Raw genomic sequence first — 20,391 nt, forward strand, 5'->3', positions numbered from 1 at the left:
AAGCGCCAACCCTTGAGCAATCACATTACACCAGTATTCAATTACGCCTCCAAGCAGCACTAAGCGGCCAACAACCGGCATCGCTCATGCAGTTTACTGGCAATGAGTGTGACAACCAGCCTAATGGCCTTCACTTTGACGTTAAAGATTACCTCGAATTGATAGAAGACACCGGCCGGATAGTCCGCAATGACAAGCGAGGCAGCATAAATAACGGCAGCAGCCGGGTGCTTGAGCGCTTGAATATATCGCCAGAGAATTGGCTTAAACTTGCCACTGAATTTGGCCAGTTATTCCATGGGCCAGCAGGAAATACGCAAGAGCTGGATAAATTTTGTGAGCATTTACAAAAACGACGACGGCACTTTGTCAAGAGTTGTCAGTATTTGACTGCTGACATCTTTCAATAAATCTATACAACCATTCTTAAGTATTATCCCAACAAGTTGCGGGAGAGACCCTTGCGGCTAAAATCTTACCAAGTTGCTTTCATAACCTGTGATAAATAAAAATGCAGCGAGATACTGTCCAATTGTCACTGTTCATCGGCGGCAATTGGTACTTCATTACTATGTGGTCGTATAGATGAAGTATGTTGATGGTTAGGTTATTGTTTTAGTATGGGTGGCTTATCAATTCTATGATTAACCTTGCTCAATGGCTTTATGTAGCTGAAACGCCCGAGGTAATGGTTTGGTATCCTACCAAAGTTCACTTATTAGCTAGGGGACGTGATGCAAGTTGAGCAGATTTTTCACCGAGGTCGGTATCGAATCGATATTCATCCGATTGAAATGCGGATGTCGCAATGGGCCTATGCGCCACGAATTTTCGATACCCATCAAGATATTTTCCTGCTCGATCTTACTCAGAGTCGTTGGCATTTAGTCGCCGCGAGTGAAACGGCTCAAGCTTTCCACTGTCAACTTACCTGCTTCCCTGACGGTCATCGCCAATATCACCTGATGTTCGAGCTCGATGAGGGCGGCAATATCTACCGAGTGAGTCTTAATCAGTTATCGGTATCATTGTCGGAGTTGAGCGAGACTCTAAGCGCCATCCAAGACGCAACGGCATTAGAATAAAGTTAGCCTCAATATTCGCCACTGTTCAACTGGAATATATATTTATATCATGTATTACAAAATATAAATATCGATAGGTTTTGGCGCCAATAAAATGGCGAATGACAATTATTGTGTGCTGGTTTAGTCAAATATTAGCAAAATGTTGGCAATTAACTTTAATAAGATTTTTGCTTGATTGAAATTTGTTCTCAAGGCTGTGAGTAAATATCCCAATAATAAAAAAAGAGTGGCTGAAAATCCGGTTTTATGAATACAATTTAAATTGTAGAGGTATCTAATCTATGCAGCGATGGTGAGGCAGAAATAAATGTTGCATCAGATACCCTGATGACAACCATGCTGTTACTAGGCTCTGTGGGCGATTATAGAAGAACATGTTTTTCAATCACTAGCGGGGTACGCTTAGCGATTGGCCGCTAATGGCTGGTATTGTTCATGCTTAAAAATAAGTGATGTTCACGATAAGACTTGATGCGTCCATGTAAAAATAGGACAGGTACTTCTAAACAATGCACTCTCATAATGGAATATATCGATAGCTGCAAAATTTTAATATTGTTCAATAGTAGAAGAAGAAATAACATTTGAAAAATTTAAATAAAAAAACAATCGCTATATTATCTACGGCGATGTTTAGTGGCTATTTATATGCTGCTGATGCTCATGCCAGTTCAGGCCTTATTACCTTTGTCCCGGGGCAAACCGCCGTCAGTAATGGCGATATGGTTATATATAATGGCCAATGTTTTGTGGCTAAAAATAATCCCGGAGTATGGGAAACGCCAAATGGAGAGTCATGGTTTTGGGATGTGGCTGTTTGTTCTGGCGAGCCAGAACCAGAGCCAGAACCAGAACCTGAGCCTGAGCCCGGTCCTGGGCCTGGGCCTGGTATTGGCGATATTATTCCATTTATCCCAGGGAAGACTCAGGTGAGCAATGGCGACATGGTGTCATTTGCTGGGCAGTGCTTTATTGCTAAAAACAACCCCGGTGTGTGGGAATCTCCAGCGGCTAACTCATGGTTTTGGGATATTACCGACTGTGGCGGAGAGCCTGGCGAGCCGGAAGCGACCGAGTTATCGATTTTATCACCGACCGCTGGGCAATTGCTGAAAGCCAATGAAGCCGTGGTCATTAACGCGCGCATTGATGGTGAGTTGGCCGCCAAGGTTGAGTTTTGGGTTAACAACCAAAAACTGGCAGTAAAAGCCATCGATCAGAGTCAGACCCAGTACTCCCATCAATGGACACCGACAGCGGTTGGCAATGCCACCATTGAACTGATTGTGCTCGATAGCAATAACCAAACAATCAAACAACAGTCTGTGGCGGTTACCGTGACAGAAGAGATTGATGTTACCGCGCCGGTAGTAAGATTTGTGTCACCAGCCAATGGTGCGAGCTATAGTGTGGACGACACTGTGGCCATTAAGGTCAGCGCGACCGATGTCGATGATGATCTCACCCAGTTAGTGATCCAGGCGAATAACCAGCAAATCTGTAGCTTCGATGCCACCACGACCCAAGTATTTAGCTGCCAATGGCAAGCGCCTGTGGCCGGTAATGTCACATTGCAGGCTATCGCTACCGATGCCGAGCAGTTGTCATCTCGTGCGAGTGTGACCATTAGCATTGCTGAAGATGTGGTTGAGCCGCCCGTCACGCCACCCGGTGAATTGTGTGCCGACTTTAATGTGTATCCTGACTGGACCCGTGGCGATCATGCCACCGGCGGCGATATCATGGTGCATAGTAATATCGCTTATAGCGCGATTTACTGGACCCAATCTGTTCCGGGTAGCGACAGCTCTTGGGCACTGCACTTAAATTGTGATGGCAGTGAACCTGGGACAGCGCCGTTATTATCCTTGCCAAATCCTATGGATCCCATTCGTTTGGAAGTTGCGGATTGGCCCAACACCTTAGTGGTGGCAAGCCCTGCTACTAGCGCGCCGTCAACCCAAACCATCGAGTTGGCAAACATGGAAGCCTTACTCGATGTGAGTCAATTGACTCAAGCGTTTGTTGCCGTTATTGAGCAAACAGAGCAGGCGAGTGCGTCATCGCTAATCTTAAGCAGTGATGTGCTGGCGAGCGTTAGCCAAGATAAAGGCAGTGCCATCGGCACTGTGGCGGTGAAGCAAGCGCTGATTAACGCCATTGATATTAGCGGAAGTCGCATCGATATTGAGGCGATTAACGCATTGAGCGATGATGTCAAAGGTTGGGCGCAAGCGCATAATTTGATCGTCTCAACTTTGGCACCGCAAGCCAGTTTCGGTTGGTCGCTGGCGCTTGGGGATTTTGCCTACGTCCCCCATTCAGGTCGGCAGTCGGTCTGGGATGAAGCGTCGGTATTTAGCGCCGATCTGCTCGACAGCTTTGGCCTATATCAAGCCGATGCTGTCAAAGCCGATTTTGTGGTTTTCACCAAATCAAGTGCGACCACAGCGCTTAATCGTGAGCAGTGGCATCATGCGCTCGAGTACATCAAGCAGGTGAGTGACTACATCAAGGCCCCTGTGATGTTGGCTAATCTGTCCACAGCGCAAACCGCTGACTATTTTATGGGACATGCGGCGGCGCCATCACAACTGCGCAAAGCGGCTTACAGCAACGTATTTGCCATCTTGTTTGATCAAGATACTGCGGAGCTAACCAGTAAGATTGAACGCTACCAAGACGCTAAAGTGCCGCTATATTACGTAGGTGAAGCGTTAGAGATAGGTTCATTAACCCGCATTGAAGCATTAAACCAAGAATTGGCGAATGCAGAACACGCGATGGATAATGAAGCCTTCTTGTACGAAACACCGCAATCGCAGTGGGTACCGTCTACGGTTTACAAGTGGGCTGACTTCTTAGATGGCCTTAACGCGATGCATAATATTGGCGTGGCCGGTAACAAGTTCTGGTTAATGGATGACGGCATCGATGATGCCACTAACATCAAGTATGCCAAAGTTGCCATTGCGGCCTTCCTGGCCCAAAGTATGCAAGAGACCATTCGTTACAATGCATGTGACGAAAACAACTGGTCTGAAATGAAATATGGTGCACCTACCGACTATCCAATGTCAGCCAGTTGCGGTCAATTGGGGCAGAAATATGCCGATTACGGCGTGAATCCAGACTCCGGTTTAGATCACGCCTACTCTTGCCCTCGTGACAATAAAATGGAGGTCAGCGCCCTCACTCATGCGAAATGGTACGGCGCGCCAGCACCTGTGTTTGCGGCACCTAATGCCGTGCTGGAAGAACGCGGTTTGCTGGTCAATGGTCACGTGGGTCGCTGGAGCAACACTGGTCACTGTAACGATTCGCCAGAGTCAGTCGATACCTCTAAGCAGGTCTGGGAACGCGATCAGTGTAAGACCTATGTTGGCCAAAAGGCGGGCGATTTCATTTGGGATGGCAGCAGTGAAGAAAGTGTCGAAGGTTGTGGTTGGTGGGGCCGAGGGGTTATTCAAACCACGGGTCGCCAAAATTTCGGTACCTTGAATCACTATCTTGGTCGTTCACACGTTGATCCGGACACCATAGGGCAAACCATTGATGGCGTTACAGTTGAAGCGCCGCCGGCCAATCCCTTGTATGCTGAACTTGATTTTTGTTCAAACCCAGGGCTGATTTGTAGCTCGGAAGAAAACAAAGAAATCAAATGGATTGCCGGGTTGTTCTACTGGGTGACCTCAGTTCAAGCCTATGCCGATCACGGGGGGCAATATGGCGACTGGAACTATTACAATGAACTTAAAAAGTACGTTGATGGCGGCATGAAAGGTTCGCAGTTTATTGACGACGTTTCAGGCATTGTAAACCGTGGTTGTCCAGATTTGACCTGTGCCACTGGCGATGTTCACAACGTCAAAGAGCGTCGAGCTAACTTTATATTAGTGCTTGAGCAGTTTGGTTTGACTCCGCAGTAATCCCGAGTTGCCTTAAGCGTCTATCGGCAGCGATAGTTCAGAAATCGCCAAGAAAACCCCTGTTAAATTAACAGGGTTTTTTTATTGGAGGAGTCGCGGCCAGTGGCTTGGCATACAGGCTGGCCATGCTGCGTTTGGGGGCGACAGTCGTTGGTTATTATCTTAGTGTGGTCAGTGCGCGCCGAGCCGCGCATATCTCGAGTGCCTCAGACACCCAATTGATCAGCCGATAAATTGTTTCTCCGCTCACGTCATGTGGATTCACATCTATCCGCCGACATCGGTGGCGGGTATCCCTTAGCACTTTGTGCCAGGGTGTCGCCAATGCGTCATAGGTCGGTTGAAAAATCAATCCCGCTGACCGCAGCCGATAACTCTTGTCTAGGGGTCTGCCCTTAATCAGTCCCAGTTTGTCATCGCCGAGCAGGACGGGCCTACAGCGTGGCCAAGTTCACTGATGCGGTAATGGGTCTCAGGTAGACCTTTTGATTGTTGGGGGCGAGGAGGTTTGTTCTGTAGGGCTACCGCCAATGCAGATAATCTATAAAGCCATAGATGAGTCTATGGCTTTATTATGTCGTCAGGCTGACATTTCAGAGTGTGATATCTCTGGGATAGCAAGTTACTTGATTGAATTCTAAAATATCGTGGCTATGCTTATGTTTTACTCATGGCTGCCTAGATGGTTGCTGCGAATGGATTTGCATTCCCATACAAGGAATAAGGGAGTATCTATGCAATTTGCTATGCCTCAAACTATTAAAGGCAAATTGACCAGTGTGGTCGTTGCCATTCTTATTTCAGTGATCGGCTTTGCCATTATTTTTCAGCGCTCGTTTGCCGAGCTGGCCACCCTAGACAGCGCATCACTGGATATTCTGCAAAGCCAGACCTCCATACTGATGCTTAGACGCCATGAAAAAGACTTTATGGCCCGGCATGATGCCAAATATCTGGATAAATTCATTCAGGATTACTCTCAATTGACGCGGCAACTTAACGACGCCCGAGATAAGCTGGTGGTCGTTGATATGAATGGTGAGACTGTCGTGGCAGCGACGCTGTCAAGCTTGAGAAAGTACCAGCAGGACTTCAACGCCTTGGTTGAGAAGCGCATGGTGATTGGCACCGATAAAGACAATGGGTTGTTGGAGGATGTCAGAGCGGCCTCTCATCGCATTGAGACAGATGTTAAGGAGATATTTAATAACGATATTTACAGCAATCTATTGTTGTTGCGTCGTCACGAAAAGGACTTTCTGTTACGGTCTGAGTCCAAGTATATCGATAGGTTTAATGAGCAGATTAAAGCCATTCAAACCGTGATTGATGGCAGTGGTGTGCCCTTGGAAAAGCAGTTGGGCATGAATGCTGACCTTGAAGATTATCAGTATAAGTTTAACGCCCTTGCCGGCAATCTGAAGGAGTATGGTCTGACGCAATCTTCCGGATTACACGGGAGTTTGCGAGCTTCGGTGCGCGAGGCTGAAAAGCAGATGGAGACGTTGAGCTCTGAGCTGCTGAGTGGCATTGATGCTCGTGAGGCGGCGCTGACGTTGCGCCTGTCTTTAGTTGGGAGCGTGTTGGCGCTGCTCTTGTGCTCAATACTCTGGCTTATCAGTCGTGCGATAACCAATAAAGTCGAGGTTGCCAATAATCTGATGAAGAAAATTGCCGAAGGCGACAGCTCGTTAAAGGTGCGTATGGAGCTGAAGGGCAATGATGAGCTGTCAGAGTTGGCTGGTCACTTCAACCGCTTTATTGCCAACCTGCAAGCCACCATGGAAAAGATAGTCGGCATCTCCACTGAGTTATCCAATAATGCCGAGCAAAGCCTGACCATGGCAAAAGATACATCCAGTAATGCGGAAAAACAGCGGTTAGAGTCTGAGTCAGTTTCGGCCGCCATAAATGAGATGACAGCAACCGGTCGTGAGATCGCACAAAGTGTTGTCACTGCGGCTAAGATTGCTCAGGAGCTGCAGGCATCTGCCCGAGGCGGGCAGGAGGTCAACAGTGAATCTTCCCGGCAGATCGCCAATCTGGATGACAGCATGCGGGTGGCCAGTGTCAATATTGACAAGCTCAATGCCGAAAGTACCCGTATCGGTTCTGTGATTGATGTGATCCGCAATATTACAGAGCAAACTAACCTACTGGCACTGAATGCTGCTATTGAGGCGGCCAGAGCCGGTGAGCAGGGGCGTGGCTTTGCCGTTGTGGCGGATCAGGTGCGGGAATTGGCATTGAAAACCCATGAGTCTACGGATGAGATCACTCAGATTATCGGTCAACTGCGAACGGATGTCGGCCTGAGTGTTTCTTTGATCACAGACTCCAGTGCGTTGGCGAAATCCTGTGTAGCGAAAGCCCATGATGGGGCAGAGTCAATGGCCGCTATCTTGGCTCAAATTGAGAATATTGCGCAGCAAAATATGGCCATAGCCACCGCGTCGAAGGAGCAGACCGCTATGACGGATAGTGTCCAAAGCAATATTCTAGTGATTTCAGAATTGGCTGAAAACACGGCTGTTGCTGCCCAGCAATCCAGCGAGTCGACCAACTCGATTGAACACTTGGCCAGTCAGCTCAACCGCCTGGTGGGTAAGTTTACTGGCCAGCAAGGTGCGTCTTAATACTCCCTGACTAATACAAGCAATGGGGGAGCTAGAAGAGTTGCGATGACTCAGGAGAGTGTGAGCCAAACCGACTAACAGCTATCAAGTCATTGGCAGCTCAACGTTCTCCTGAGCTGCCATTCTCAAGCCAAAAGCAATGTGGCCCGCCTTAGCTATATTATTGGTGAACCAATTTGCCCGCCTTCACTACATTCACAAGTGGATTGCGTCCATAGGAATACGCCAGCTCTGCTGGGCTCTGGATATCCCACAGGCAGAAATCAGCCTGCATGCCGACAGCCAATACTCCGACGTTGGCCGCAATGCCCAATGCCTTGGCAGCGTTACGAGTGACCCCGGCCAACGCCTCTTCGGGCGTTAGACGAAACAGGGTGCAACTCATATTGAGCATCAAGAGGGTCGAGCAAATAGGTGATGAGCCGGGGTTGTAATCGCTGGCGATCACCATGGGCACTTGGTACTGGCGCAGCAGGTCGATGGGGGGCAACTGGGTTTCCCGCAGGAAATAAAAAGCGCCGGGCAGCAGAGTGGCGCAGGTGCCGCTGGCGGCAATGGCTTTAACCCCTTCTTCATCCAGATACTCGATATGATCCACTGACTGGGCGCCCAGAGTGGCAGCCAGTGTCGATCCGCCCATATTGGACAGTTGTTCGGCGTGCAGCTTGATATCCAGACCGCGGGCTTTGGCGGTTGTCAGTACCCGTTGGGTTTGTGGCAGGTCGAAGGCAATGTTTTCGCAGAATACATCCACAGCGTCAGCCAGGTTCTCTTCCAGAATCGCAGGGATCATCTCTTTGACCACAAAGTCCACGTAATCATTGGCTCTGTCTTTGTACTCAGGCGGCACGGCGTGGGCACCCAGAAAAGTGGTTTTGACATCCACATGGTGGTGTTTGCCTAGTTCACGGGCAACCCGCAGCATCTTGAGTTCTGTGTCTTTATCCAGGCCGTAGCCGGATTTAATTTCTACCGTGGTGACCCCTTCTTTGGCTAGGGCATTTAAGCGCTTACGCCCTAATTCAAACAACTCGGCCTCGGTGGCAGCGCGGGTGGCTTTTACGGTCGACAATATGCCACCGCCAGCCTGGGCAATGTCTTGATAACTGGCGCCATTGAGGCGCATTTCAAATTCATTGGCACGATTGCCGGCGAAAATAAGGTGAGTGTGGGCGTCGATAAGCCCTGGGGTGATCCAGCCACTGCCACCGCGATAGATGGGGGTCGATAAAACATCAAAAGCAGGGAGTTGATCTCGCGGGCCCATCCACACGATTTTGTCGGCAACTATAGCCATGGCGGCATCAGTGATAGCGCCATAATCTGCTGCCAAATCAGGGTTCATACTGGCGATATTGATATCGATCCAAACTTGGTCCCACTCCATAAGTGCCCCTACTAGGTTAAATGCTTGTTGCTATTTATTGTGAGTTGAGCTTATCTTGTATATACAAGGTAACATCTGCTGCGGTCATCGAACAGGGGGTGGCCTCTAAATGTCGCCGCAGCCGAGTCAGATGACGCTGATATATTTCCGACCCTGGACTGATAATACGCTAAGGAACTGCCAATGACTGTGCCTATTTTTGCCAAAATCAAACAGATGATCCTCGAGCATATTCATTCTGGTGAGTGGCAAGAGCACACTAAGGTTCCTTCAGAAAATCAATTGGCTCATCGTTTTCAGTGTAGCCGCATGACCGCTAGGCGGGCATTAACTGAACTAGTCGAGGCGGGCGTTTTAGAGCGCAGTCAGGGGGCGGGGACTTTTGTCGCGTCGTTGAAATCTCAATCTTCCTTGTTGTCTATCCGCAATATTGCCGATGAAATCAAAGAGCGCGGCCATGGTTATAGCGTGCAAGTCTTGGTCTTGGAGTCGATGGCCGCGATTGCGCCCATCGCCATCGCTTTAGGACTGGAGCCCGGCGAGTTAATTTATCACTCTTTATTGCTGCATTGTGAGCAAGGGCAGCCGTTGCAACTCGAGGAACGCTTTGTTAATCCTGTGATGGCTCCGGAGTATTTGCAACAAGATTTTAGCGAGCAAACGCCTCATGAATATTTGTGCAAAGTGGCGCCATTGACCGAGGCGCGCCACACCATCGAAGCCATCTCGGCAACGTCGGCTTTGCGTCAGCATTTAACCCTTAAAGACAACGAAGCGTGTCTGCAAATTATTCGCCGCACTTGGTGTCAGCAAGGTGTGGTTAGTTTCGCACGTTTAGTGCATCCCGGTAGTCGCTTCCGATTAGGCGGCCACCTGACATTTCGGTAACACAATAACCTATAACAAATCATCGCAAGTTTGGAGACCTCCATGGATAAGCGTCACGACCCTACCCGCCGTATCATTGCGCCACATGGCAGTCAGCTGAGTTGTAAAAGTTGGCTCACCGAAGCGCCAATGCGGATGTTAATGAATAACCTGCACCCCGATGTGGCCGAGCGCCCCGAGGATTTAGTGGTCTATGGCGGTATTGGTCGCGCCGCGCGCGATTGGCCTTGCTTTGACAAGATCATTGACGTGTTGCAACGGCTGGAAGACGATCAAACCTTGTTAGTGCAATCGGGTAAGCCTGTGGGGGTGTTTCAAACTCACAGCAATGCGCCCCGAGTCATTATTGCCAACTCCAACTTGGTGCCTCACTGGGCTAACTGGGAGCATTTTAATGAGCTCGATAAGCAAGGTTTGGCCATGTATGGCCAGATGACGGCAGGCTCGTGGATATATATTGGCTCTCAAGGCATAGTCCAAGGTACCTATGAAACCTTTGTCGCTATGGCTAAGCAGCATTTTGATGGCAATAGTCGTGGTAAGTGGATATTAACGGGTGGCTTAGGTGGCATGGGAGGCGCGCAAACGCTAGCGGGCACTATGGCAGGTTACTCTGTGCTGGCCTGTGAGGTGGATGAAACTCGTATCGACTTTAGGCTGCGTATTCGTTATGTCGACAAAAAGGCCACCAGTCTTGATGAGGCGTTGGCCTTAATCAATGAAGCTAACGCCTCTGGCAAGCCAGTTTCTGTGGGCTTATTGGCCAATGCTGCCGATGTGTTTGCCGAGCTAGTGGCGCAGGGCGTGACCCCTGATGTGGTGACCGATCAAACTTCGGCGCATGATCCGCTCAATGGCTATTTACCGCAAGGCTGGAGCTTGGCGCAAGCGGCGCAGATGCGCCAACATGATGAAGCGGCGGTCGTTAAGGCGGCTAAGCAGTCGATGGCGGTTCAGGTTAAGGCCATGCTCGCCTTACAAGCGGCGGGCGCAGCCACCACAGATTACGGTAATAACATTCGCCAAATGGCTTTTGAAGAAGGCGTCGACAATGCGTTTGATTTTCCGGGATTTGTGCCTGCTTATGTGCGGCCACTCTTTTGCGAAGGTATTGGCCCATTTCGTTGGGTAGCATTGTCTGGCGATCCTGAGGATATATATAAAACCGACGCTAAGGTAAAAGAGCTCATTCCCGATAATCCGCATTTGCATCAGTGGCTCGATATGGCGCGTGAACGTATTGCTTTTCAAGGGTTACCCGCGCGGATTTGCTGGGTCGGTTTAAAAGATCGTGCCCGCTTAGCGCTGGCATTTAATGAGATGGTTAGCTCGGGGGAGTTGTCGGCGCCGATAGTGATTGGCCGAGATCACTTAGATTCTGGCTCTGTGGCGAGCCCGAACCGCGAAACGGAGTCGATGTTGGATGGCTCGGATGCGGTCTCTGATTGGCCGTTGATGAATGCACTGCTCAATACCGCCAGCGGTGCGACTTGGGTGTCTTTGCACCATGGTGGTGGTGTTGGGATGGGCTTTAGTCAGCATTCGGGGGTGGTGATTGTGGCTGACGGCAGTGAGGATGCCGCCGCTCGTCTTGGGCGAGTGCTATGGAATGATCCCGCTACCGGGGTGATGCGCCATGCCGATGCCGGTTATGAAATTGCCAAACAGTGCGCCCGTGAACAGGGCTTAGATCTGCCGATGATGGAGAAAAACTCATGAGTCATTTTGTATTAACTCCCGGCAGTTTGACCTTAGCGCAATTGCGCCAAATTAGCCGTCATAACGTCACCTTAACTTTGGCCGATAACGCCGTGAGTGACATTAATACTAGCGCCGGCTTGGTGCAGCAAGTCTTGGATGAAGGCCGAACTGTCTATGGTATTAATACCGGATTCGGTTTGTTGGCTAACACTAAAATTGCCCCTGATGATCTGCAATTGCTGCAACGTTCTATCGTGTTATCACATGCGGCGGGTACGGGGCAGTATATGCAAGACGCCAGTGTACGCTTGATGATGGTCCTCAAGATAAACTCGTTGGCGCGGGGATTTTCAGGGATCCGACTTGAAGTCATTAACTTTTTAATTCAATTGGTTAATGCCGAAGTCTACCCCTGTGTCCCCGAGAAGGGCTCGGTGGGTGCCTCTGGCGATTTAGCCCCATTGGCGCACATGTGCTTGCCCTTGCTAGGTGAGGGGGAGATGAGTTATCGCGGTGAGTTAATCTCGGCCAAGGAAGGCTTAGCCATTGCAGGCTTAGCCCCGATGGAGTTGGCGGCTAAAGAAGGCTTGGCCTTACTCAATGGTACCCAAGCATCAACGGCCTTAGCCTTGGAAGGCTTGTTCCATGCTGAAGATTTATTTGCAGCCAGCTCAGTAATTGGAGCCATGAGTGTTGAGGCGGCCATGGGCAGTCGCAGTCCGTTCGATCCGCGTATACATGCGGCGCGAGGCCAGCAAGGACAAATCGATTCTGCCTTGGTTTTTCGCCATTTACTGGGCGATGAGTCTGAGATTAGCCTGAGCCACGTGAATTGTGACAAGGTGCAAGATCCCTATTCACTCCGATGTCAGCCACAAGTGTTAGGCGCCTGCTTGACCCAAATTCGTCAGGCCGCCGATGTGCTAGGCACCGAGGCCAATGGGGTGACCGACAATCCGTTAGTCTTTCAAGACACTGGCGATATTATTTCTGGAGGCAATTTTCACGCCGAACCTGTGGCGATGGCGGCCGATAACTTAGCGATAGCCATTGCCGAGTTGGGCTCGATTGCTGAGCGACGGATGGCCTTATTGATTGATTCGAGTTTGTCAAAATTACCGCCATTTTTGGTCAACAACGGCGGGGTAAACTCGGGGTTTATGATAGCACAGGTGACCGCCGCGGCCTTGGCCTCTGAAAACAAGACTTATGCACACCCTGCGTCTGTCGATAGCTTGCCGACCTCAGCTAATCAAGAAGATCATGTGTCTATGGCGACCTTTGCGGCGCGGCGCTTGCGCGATATGGCCGAAAATACCCGAGGAGTGTTGGCCATCGAGTGGCTGGCGGCGGCGCAAGGCTTGGACTTCAGGGGGCCGTTGGCGCCCAGTATCGCGGTTGCTAAGGCCAAGGCGGTACTGCGTGAACAGGTGAGTTTTTACGATAAAGATAGGTATTTTGCGCCAGATATTGAAGCCGCCACTGACCTGTTATACCTGGCCGGTTTTAATGAGTATTTACCCAAGGGTATTTTGCCAAGCGTTTAGTGCGGTGACGTCCTCATTGCTGCGCTGACATGTGCCGGCGTCAACGCGAGGGCTTTGATTGCTGAGTGAGATTGATTGCCCTGGCACTGGACACCGAGGGCAATCTGTTTGGTCTGCTAGCTAGGGTTGAGTGAGATCTTGCGCCAAGCGAATTTGGCGCATGTCTTCGCCGCTAGGCACTTGGAAGGCGCGCAAGCCAAACTCTGGCAAAATTGCGTAACAATGATCGAAGATATCAGCCTGAATCGCTTCATACACATCCCAACGAGTATCATTGGTGAAGGCGTAAATTTCTAACGGCAAGCCATCGGGGCCCGGTTGCAGTTGGCGCACCAATAAGGTCATATTTTTGTGAATTCGCTCATGATGTTTGAGGTATTCCAGTAAATAAATCCGCAAGGTACCGATATTGGTCATATGACGGCCGTTGATTAACTCATCGTTATCAATAAGGCCGGTATTGTATTCATTTAGTTCAGTGCGCATCTTAGCTAAGTAATCTTTTAGTAAATTGACCTTTTCTAAGCGAGCGAGCTCTTCTTCATTTAAAAAATGGATTGAGCTGACATCGATATTGACGAAGCGACAGATACGACGACCGCCAGATTCTGACATACCGCGCCAGTTTTTAAAGGCATCCTGTACCAAGGCGTACGCAGGGATCATGGTTAAGGTGTTATCGAAGTTTCTCACCTTAACTGTCGTCAGTGAAATTTCCTCGATGGTGCCACTGGCGCCATATTTATCCATTTGGATCCAGTCACCGCGGCTGACCATGCGGTTGGCTGCTAACTGGATCCCCGCCACAAACCCCAAAATGGTATCGCGAAAGACCAACATCACCAGACCGGTTGCGACCCCTAAGCCACTTAAAAAATACACAGGTGATTGATTGGCAAAAATAGAAATGGCGATGATGACGCCCACAAAAAACATGAAGAGCTTAATCAGTTGCACAAAGCTTTTGATAGGTAAGCGTCGACTGATTAATCTGACATCGGCAATCTCATTGGCGGCATCGAGGGCGGCAAAGGCGGCTCGAATAAACAAGATCACTATCAATACGCTTAAGGTGCGATCGATCAATACCGACAATAAGGAATGAGCGGTTAGCACAATGGGTACGAGTAAGTTCATGACGAGGGCTGGCACCAGCAGCGCCAGTTTCTCCAGTACCCGAAAGCGTAAAAAACTGTCATCCCATGAGGCTTTAGAGTGTTTGATGATGATGTTCAGGGCGCGAATGACACCACGACGCACAATGAGATAGGCAAGGGTAGCTAAAAAGGCGCAGGCGACCAGTAACACGAAGGTTGGCATGCTATCTGTGGGTTGGCTATTGATGCCAGCTTGGCTTAGCCAGTGGGCAATTTCTTGGCGTAACTCGTTATTCAAAACAGACTCTCCAGCGCAATTAATTGGGCTTACTTTATCATGTTTTATTAAAGTGTATGTCAGTCATCTATACTGATAACTTAATTGTTAATTAAGCATTTTTGCAAAAATCCCCCCATAACATTAAAGACCTTTTGCGTGACAGCCATTAACTGGTTAGCATAGTGATTACGCAGGTGTGCTAGTCGCTGACCCGAAGGCAAGGTGGCGAGTGCGATTGACCTATAATCGAATAATAATGACTCAAGGATTAACGGGTGCGTTCCTTTTATCGACCGCCTTTGGCGGTAATGGTGTTACTGACCATTGTCAGTTTTTTTCTTATTTTGGTCGTGAGTGCCTATGTGCATGAGCGCGATCGGATGCACCAACAGCTGACCCAAAAGTATAGTCAACGCTTGGATATGTCTTTATCTCGGCTGCAACATATTGTGGTCGAATCAGAACGCCACGGTGATGTTAAGCGGCTGAGCACTGAAGTGTCGTTGGCCTCCACCGATAACCAAGTGTTGGTGTTGTTATTATTAGATCGCGCCGAAAAAATCCATCAAGCCAACTATCTGGTGTGGCGAGGCAGTCAAGCCTCTGATTTTATTGATGGTTATTCAGCCGAATTACACCATCACGTCACTCAACAGCAACAGCCTTATTTGCAAGTTAATCCCCTGCGACAAACCATTCAAGCTTACTATCCCGTCTTCAACTCAAGCCCGCATCATGCCATCGATGTGATTTATCTCGAGTTCGATTTGACGCCCGGCTTACGTGAAGCAGACGCGGAACTGAGACTAAGGTACCTCTGGTTTTGGGGCTTAGCTGCGTTCTTGGGGCTTGGCTTTATGGGCTTGTTGTATTTATGGGTGATCCGTCCACTCAATGGCTTATCTAAGCAATTGCGTTCTTATATCGCGGTGGGAGCATCAAGCCAAACGCAGCCGATATCTATGCGCCCCATTCCTTGGAGTTGCGCTGAGGTGGCGCGCTTACAGTTTGCCATGCTAGAGCATCTTGAGCAGAAGCAAAAATTGCAGCAAAAACTCAAAGACAGCGAACATCGTTGGTTTTTTGCCGTTGAAGGGTCGCGCAATGGTATTTGGGACTGGAATATTATCACTGGTGATGTGTATTTATCGGATCGCTGGAAAGAAATCGTCGGCTTTGATAGCCATGAAATTGAACATAATTATCAGGCGTGGGAGAGCCGAATTCACCCAGATGATAAGGCGCAAGTGCTGGCTGAACTCAAGGCTTATATTTCTGGGCAACAACCCGAGTTTGAGAGTTTGCATCGCCTCAAGCATAAGCGCGGTCACTACGTGTGGGTTATGGATCGCGGCATGTTGGTGGAATGGGACTGCGAGGGGCGACCTGAGCGCATTATCGGCACCCATACTGATGTGACAGAGCAGGTACAAACCGAAACTGAATTTTCATTACAAAAACAGCAAGATCCCTTAACGGGACTCGGTAACCGTCAAGTGATAATGTCGGCGCTTGAACGCTTGTCTCAGGCCGAAACCCAGTCACATTATGGGGTGCTGTTTATTATCGATTTGGATAATTTTAAAACCATTAATGATGCCTTAGGGCACGCCAGTGGCGATCAATTATTGGTGAAGGTGGCTGCACGGCTGTCGGCATTTTTCTCGGGATCGGCGCTATTGGCTCGCCTTGGTGGCGATGAATTTGCGATTTTATTAGAGAATTTGAGTTTGGATGAAAGCAGTGCTCGCAATAAAGTGCGGTTTAATGGCGCTGAAATACGCCAGTTACTTGGGCGTCCTTATACCATCAATCAACAACCTCTGGTGGTGTCTGTCAGTATTGGATCTTGCATCTTAACGCCGAGCGCGACCATCGAACCGAGCGAAGTGTTTAAACGTGCCGATATGGCAATGTACCACGCGAAAGAAAATGGACGTAATGCCAGCGAACTCTATCATCATGAAATGAATAGAAATTTCAATCAAGAATTGACCATTCACAATGAGCTGGCCTATGCCATTGAGCGCAAACAGTTATTTTTGGTGTTTCAGCCGATCGTTAATGGCCATGGTGATGTGGTCAGTAGCGAAGTGTTATTACGTTGGTTGCACCCACAAATGGGGCTGGTGGCACCGGTTGATTTTATCAAGGTAGCCGAGCAAAGCGGTTTAATTATTGATATCGGTCACTGGGTATTACTGCAACTGGGTGAGCTGATGGCGCGGGCGAAACAGTTGGGCATACGCTTGCCGTTGATGGCCGTGAATGTCAGTGCGCGCCACTTTAACCACAGTGAATTTGTCACTAACCTAGAGCAGCTGATCAATTTGCACTCCTTAGATGTCAACGGGCTAGAGTTGGAATTGACCGAGCACGCCTTGTTGAATGATTTAAGTGCGGTGAGTTTGAGGATGGAACAGTTACGAGCCAAAGGTGTCTCGATTGCCATCGATGATTTTGGTACCGGCTATTCCTCATTAAGTTATTTACAGGCATTGCCTTTGTCGCGACTTAAGATCGATGGCAGCTTTGTTAGCAAGCTTGGCGAAACTGAGGCGTCGAGCGCCATCGTCAAAGCCATCATCGAGATGGCACATAGCTTAGATTTGGAAGTGGTCGGTGAATGCGTTGAGACGCAAGCGCAATTCGAGCATCTAGACGCGCTTGGTTGCGATAGTTTTCAAGGGTATTTATTCAGTAAGCCACTGATAGAAAAAACCTATATTGATTTTTTGCAGCAACATCAGCGCCAAGCAAGTTAAGCTTACTGAGACCTTACATGGGCGCAATGCGGCGCCCAGCCTGACATCGCTGATGACTGACTTTGGCTAGCGCCTTGGCAATTTTAGGCGTCATCGTGTAAGTGATTGGCGAAAAATTCAAATACCGCTGCGAGCCCTTGCTGTCGCCGCTCATCGGTTTCAATAAATATTTCATGACGGGCTCCGCCGATAACCAATAATTGGCACAAGCCGCCTTGAGCCCGGGTCTGGGCGGCAATATCAACAATCGTGTCATCACTGGCTTGCAGTACGAGTAAAGGGATGGTGCTATTACGCGCCGCCAGTTGTGCCGCCGTTGCCCCTTGGAGCGCTTGCAGTAGCCACTGGTTACTGGGCGATCCTAACTGCAATTCTGGACGTTGCTGATATAACTCGCGATACCTGTGATAACGCAAGGTGCTGTGACTCAGTTCGTTGTCGGCAAACGGCACATCTTGATAGCCTTTACCTGTGAGCACATAGTTCGGTTGGCCACCTTTAGGCACTTGATTCAACCAGCCCGCCAACGGCTTAATGATAAACGCGGGGGCGGGGAGTTGGATGCCATACATTGGGGCGCTAAAGGCCGCCGCGGCAAAGGCATGACCATATTGTTGCAAATATAACGTGCCAATGGCACCGCCCATGGAGTGCCCGAGCATCACCAGTTGACTATGACGATCGGCCATGACAACGGTTTGCACAAATTGATATAAGTCTTGGATATAGTCATCAAATTGGTCGACATGGCCGAGATGGTGATCGGGGCCGAGTCGCTCTGATAAGCCTTGGCCACGGTGATCCATCGCATAAATGCTGAAACCTTGTTGGTAACAGTCATGGATAAGCTCTTGATATTTTAAATAGCTTTCGACGCGACCGCTGCAAAATACAATGGCAGGAGCGCGGTGAGGCTGTCGGACGGCGCAGTAGTTGAGTCGAAGGCCATCATGACTGGTGATGGCGCCTTGTTCGACTCGCTGCCAAAAGGCTGCGAGTTGCAGCAAATAATCAGGATCAGCCAATTGGGCTTCGGTGGTGAACGAACTCGGGGTGAACATAGTAGATCCTAGTCTTGCGGTGATGTGCTGGGGCAGTGTATCAAAAACGGGTGAGTATGGCAGGTACATACTCACCCGTTAAGTTAAGCTTGATTTACCCGCTCGATATAGGCCTTAACTTGTTGCTCTAAGATGCTGAGGGGCACTGAGCCATTAATCAGCACGGCATCATGGAACTGGCGAATATCAAACTTATCGCCCAGTGCATATTGGGCTTGTTGGCGTAAGCGTTTAATAGTGAGTTCACCGATTTTATAAGACACCGCTTGGCCAGGCCAAGAAATATAGCGGTCGATTTCGGTGGTGACATTATGTAGTGATAACGCGGTATTGCTGGCCATATAGTCGATGGCTTGTTGACGACTCCAGCCCTGCATATGCAGACCGGTATCCACCACTAAGCGTACCGCTCGCCACATTTCATAGGTCAAACGGCCAAAGTTGGAGTAGGGATCTTGATAAAAACCCGCTTCAATGCCGAGATATTCAGCATATAAGCCCCAGCCCTCGCCAAAGGCTGAAATGTAACTATAACGGCGAAAATTGGGCAGATCAGCCTGCTCTTGGTTGAGAGCAATTTGTAAGTGATGACCAGGGACTGCCTCATGCAGTGTCAGGGCTTCCATTTCGTAAAGAGGGCGCTTGTCGAGGGCGTAGGTGTTGACCCAATAATAACCCGCCTCGGTATCGTTGCTGGCGCCGGAATAGCGACCGGTAGTGTATTTAGGGGCTATTTGTGCGGGGACCTCTTTGATGCCATAAGGGGTGCGCGGCAAGGTGGCAAAATACTTGGGTAACACCGCATCTGCTTGTTTAGCAATATACGCAGCATGTTTGAGCAGTTCTTGCGGGGTTTTGGCGTAAAACTGCGGATCGGTGCGCAAAAAATGCAGGAAGTCATCGAAGCTTCCTTGGAATGCCAACTCTTCAATGACCGCCTGCATTTCGGCGCGAATGCGCGCCACTTCCAGCAGTCCCAACTGATGCACTTGCTCGCTGGTCATATTGAGGGTGGTGTAGTGCTTTATACGGTTCTCGTAAAACTCAACACCGTCTGGCATATCGGAGGCGGCTATTGAGGTGCGGGTTTGCGGCAAATATTGCTCAGTTAAAAACCAATAAAAGTCATCATACAAAGGTAATACCTTGTCTTGGATCAGTTGCTGAGCTTGCTGCTGTAATTGGGCTTGTTGTTCAGCGGGCATGCTGGCAGGAAGCTGAGTAAAGGGTTGATAATAAGTTGATTCATTGACGTCGACTTGATAAGCACTGACGGTGTCTTCAATGCCCTTGAGAGTCACTCTCGGTGGGGTTATGCCGAGTGCTAGCCCTTGTTGTAGCCACAAGGTTTGTTGCTTGAAATAGGTCGGTAGGGCATTCAACCTAGCAAAATACGCTTGGGCATCGGCCTCATTGCTGATAGTGATATCGCTGATCTGACTGATGCTCGTATGAAACCCACCTTCGGCTGTGATGGGCATATAGTGATCGCCGAAGCGGTACATATCAGTGCTATCTTGCAATTGGTAGGTTAATATTTGCGCATTAATCTTGTCTTGATGACTGAGGCTCGCACTATCTAGGTTGTTGAGAGCATTTAACATGGCCAGTTGCTGCGCTTGGTAATCGGCTAAGGCTGTCGATGACATATCGACTAAGCGAGCGGCGGCGTTAGCCACGCCTTGGCGTTCGGCTAAATAAGGGTAACGAGCCAATTTTAGCTGCCAGTCTTGATCGATCAATTGCTGCAATTGCATTGATGCGGGGCTTGGTTGAGACACACTGGTTTCGGCCGGCGCGATGTGAGTCAATGAGGCTTGATGTTGGCAACCGCCAATGCCGAGCAATGTTAACAGGATGACCGCTAACTTGGACATGTTTGATCCCTATTCATTATCGTTATGTTATCGGTGATTATGCCTTAAGCAGTTGCTAAGCCCAACCAACAAAAAGGTTTTTAATGCGAAAATAGGCTGTTAATAAATATGATAGTGTACCAATTTTTGAAACGG

Annotated in this window: 11 protein-coding genes and 1 pseudogene; 8 read left to right on the plus strand and 4 right to left on the minus strand. The window is 49.2% G+C overall.

Annotated features, from left to right (window positions below):
* The 4 genes and pseudogenes from KU855_RS10565 to KU855_RS10580 all read left to right on the plus strand — a co-directional run.
* Positions 1-410: pseudogene (locus KU855_RS10565) on the plus strand (transposase); the annotation flags it as partial.
* Positions 411-734: 324 nt separating this feature from the next.
* Positions 735-1,085: a hypothetical protein gene (locus KU855_RS10570; RefSeq protein WP_218530252.1), complete on the plus strand. Its 351-nt coding sequence runs from the start codon at positions 735-737 to the stop codon at positions 1,083-1,085.
* Positions 1,086-1,672: 587 nt separating this feature from the next.
* Positions 1,673-5,017 carry an Ig-like domain-containing protein gene (locus KU855_RS10575; protein ID WP_218530253.1) on the plus strand — a complete coding sequence of 1,115 codons (3,345 nt, stop codon included), beginning with the start codon at positions 1,673-1,675 and terminating at the stop codon, positions 5,015-5,017.
* Between the two features lie 734 nt (positions 5,018-5,751).
* A complete protein-coding gene (locus tag KU855_RS10580; protein ID WP_218530254.1) occupies positions 5,752-7,653 on the plus strand; it encodes a methyl-accepting chemotaxis protein in 1,902 nt (633 codons plus the stop codon).
* 160 nt (positions 7,654-7,813) lie between these two features.
* On the opposite strand, the gene hutI is transcribed toward KU855_RS10580, so the two are convergent.
* A complete protein-coding gene (gene hutI, locus KU855_RS10585) occupies positions 7,814-9,040 on the minus strand; it encodes an imidazolonepropionase (protein WP_218530255.1) in 1,227 nt (408 codons plus the stop codon).
* Positions 9,041-9,223: 183 nt separating this feature from the next.
* Here hutI and hutC point away from each other — a divergent pair, with 183 nt between their 5' ends.
* The 3 genes from hutC to hutH are packed head-to-tail and all read left to right on the plus strand — an operon-like array spanning position 9,224 to position 13,176.
* Entirely contained in the window at positions 9,224-9,928 is a 705-nt protein-coding gene (gene hutC, locus KU855_RS10590) for a histidine utilization repressor (RefSeq protein ID WP_218530256.1), read from the plus strand.
* 42 nt (positions 9,929-9,970) lie between these two features.
* Positions 9,971-11,647: a urocanate hydratase gene (gene hutU / locus KU855_RS10595; protein ID WP_218530257.1), complete on the plus strand. Its 1,677-nt coding sequence runs from the start codon at positions 9,971-9,973 to the stop codon at positions 11,645-11,647.
* Positions 11,644-13,176: a histidine ammonia-lyase gene (gene hutH, locus KU855_RS10600; protein ID WP_218530258.1), complete on the plus strand. Its 1,533-nt coding sequence runs from the start codon at positions 11,644-11,646 to the stop codon at positions 13,174-13,176. Before hutU ends, hutH begins: the two co-directional genes overlap by 4 nt.
* 120 nt (positions 13,177-13,296) lie before the next feature.
* Here hutH and KU855_RS10605 read toward each other — a convergent pair whose 3' ends face one another.
* Entirely contained in the window at positions 13,297-14,571 is a 1,275-nt protein-coding gene (locus KU855_RS10605) for a mechanosensitive ion channel family protein (protein ID WP_218530259.1), read from the minus strand.
* Between the two features lie 257 nt (positions 14,572-14,828).
* Here KU855_RS10605 and KU855_RS10610 point away from each other — a divergent pair, with 257 nt between their 5' ends.
* Positions 14,829-17,318: a GGDEF and EAL domain-containing protein gene (locus tag KU855_RS10610; protein ID WP_218530260.1), complete on the plus strand. Its 2,490-nt coding sequence runs from the start codon at positions 14,829-14,831 to the stop codon at positions 17,316-17,318.
* An 83-nt stretch (positions 17,319-17,401) separates the two neighbouring features.
* Here KU855_RS10610 and KU855_RS10615 read toward each other — a convergent pair whose 3' ends face one another.
* The gene (locus KU855_RS10615) at positions 17,402-18,379 is read right to left on the minus strand and encodes an alpha/beta fold hydrolase (RefSeq protein ID WP_218530261.1); all 978 of its coding nucleotides are present in this window, start codon (positions 18,377-18,379) and stop codon (positions 17,402-17,404) included.
* A gap of 83 nt (positions 18,380-18,462) precedes the next feature.
* Complete coding sequence (locus KU855_RS10620; RefSeq protein ID WP_218530262.1) at positions 18,463-20,256, minus strand: DUF885 family protein; 1,794 nt, start codon at positions 20,254-20,256, stop codon at positions 18,463-18,465.
* Positions 20,257-20,391 lie beyond the last annotated feature (135 nt).

The organism is Shewanella sp. NIFS-20-20, from assembly GCF_019209865.1.
Classification (GTDB): Bacteria; Pseudomonadota; Gammaproteobacteria; order Enterobacterales; family Shewanellaceae; genus Shewanella.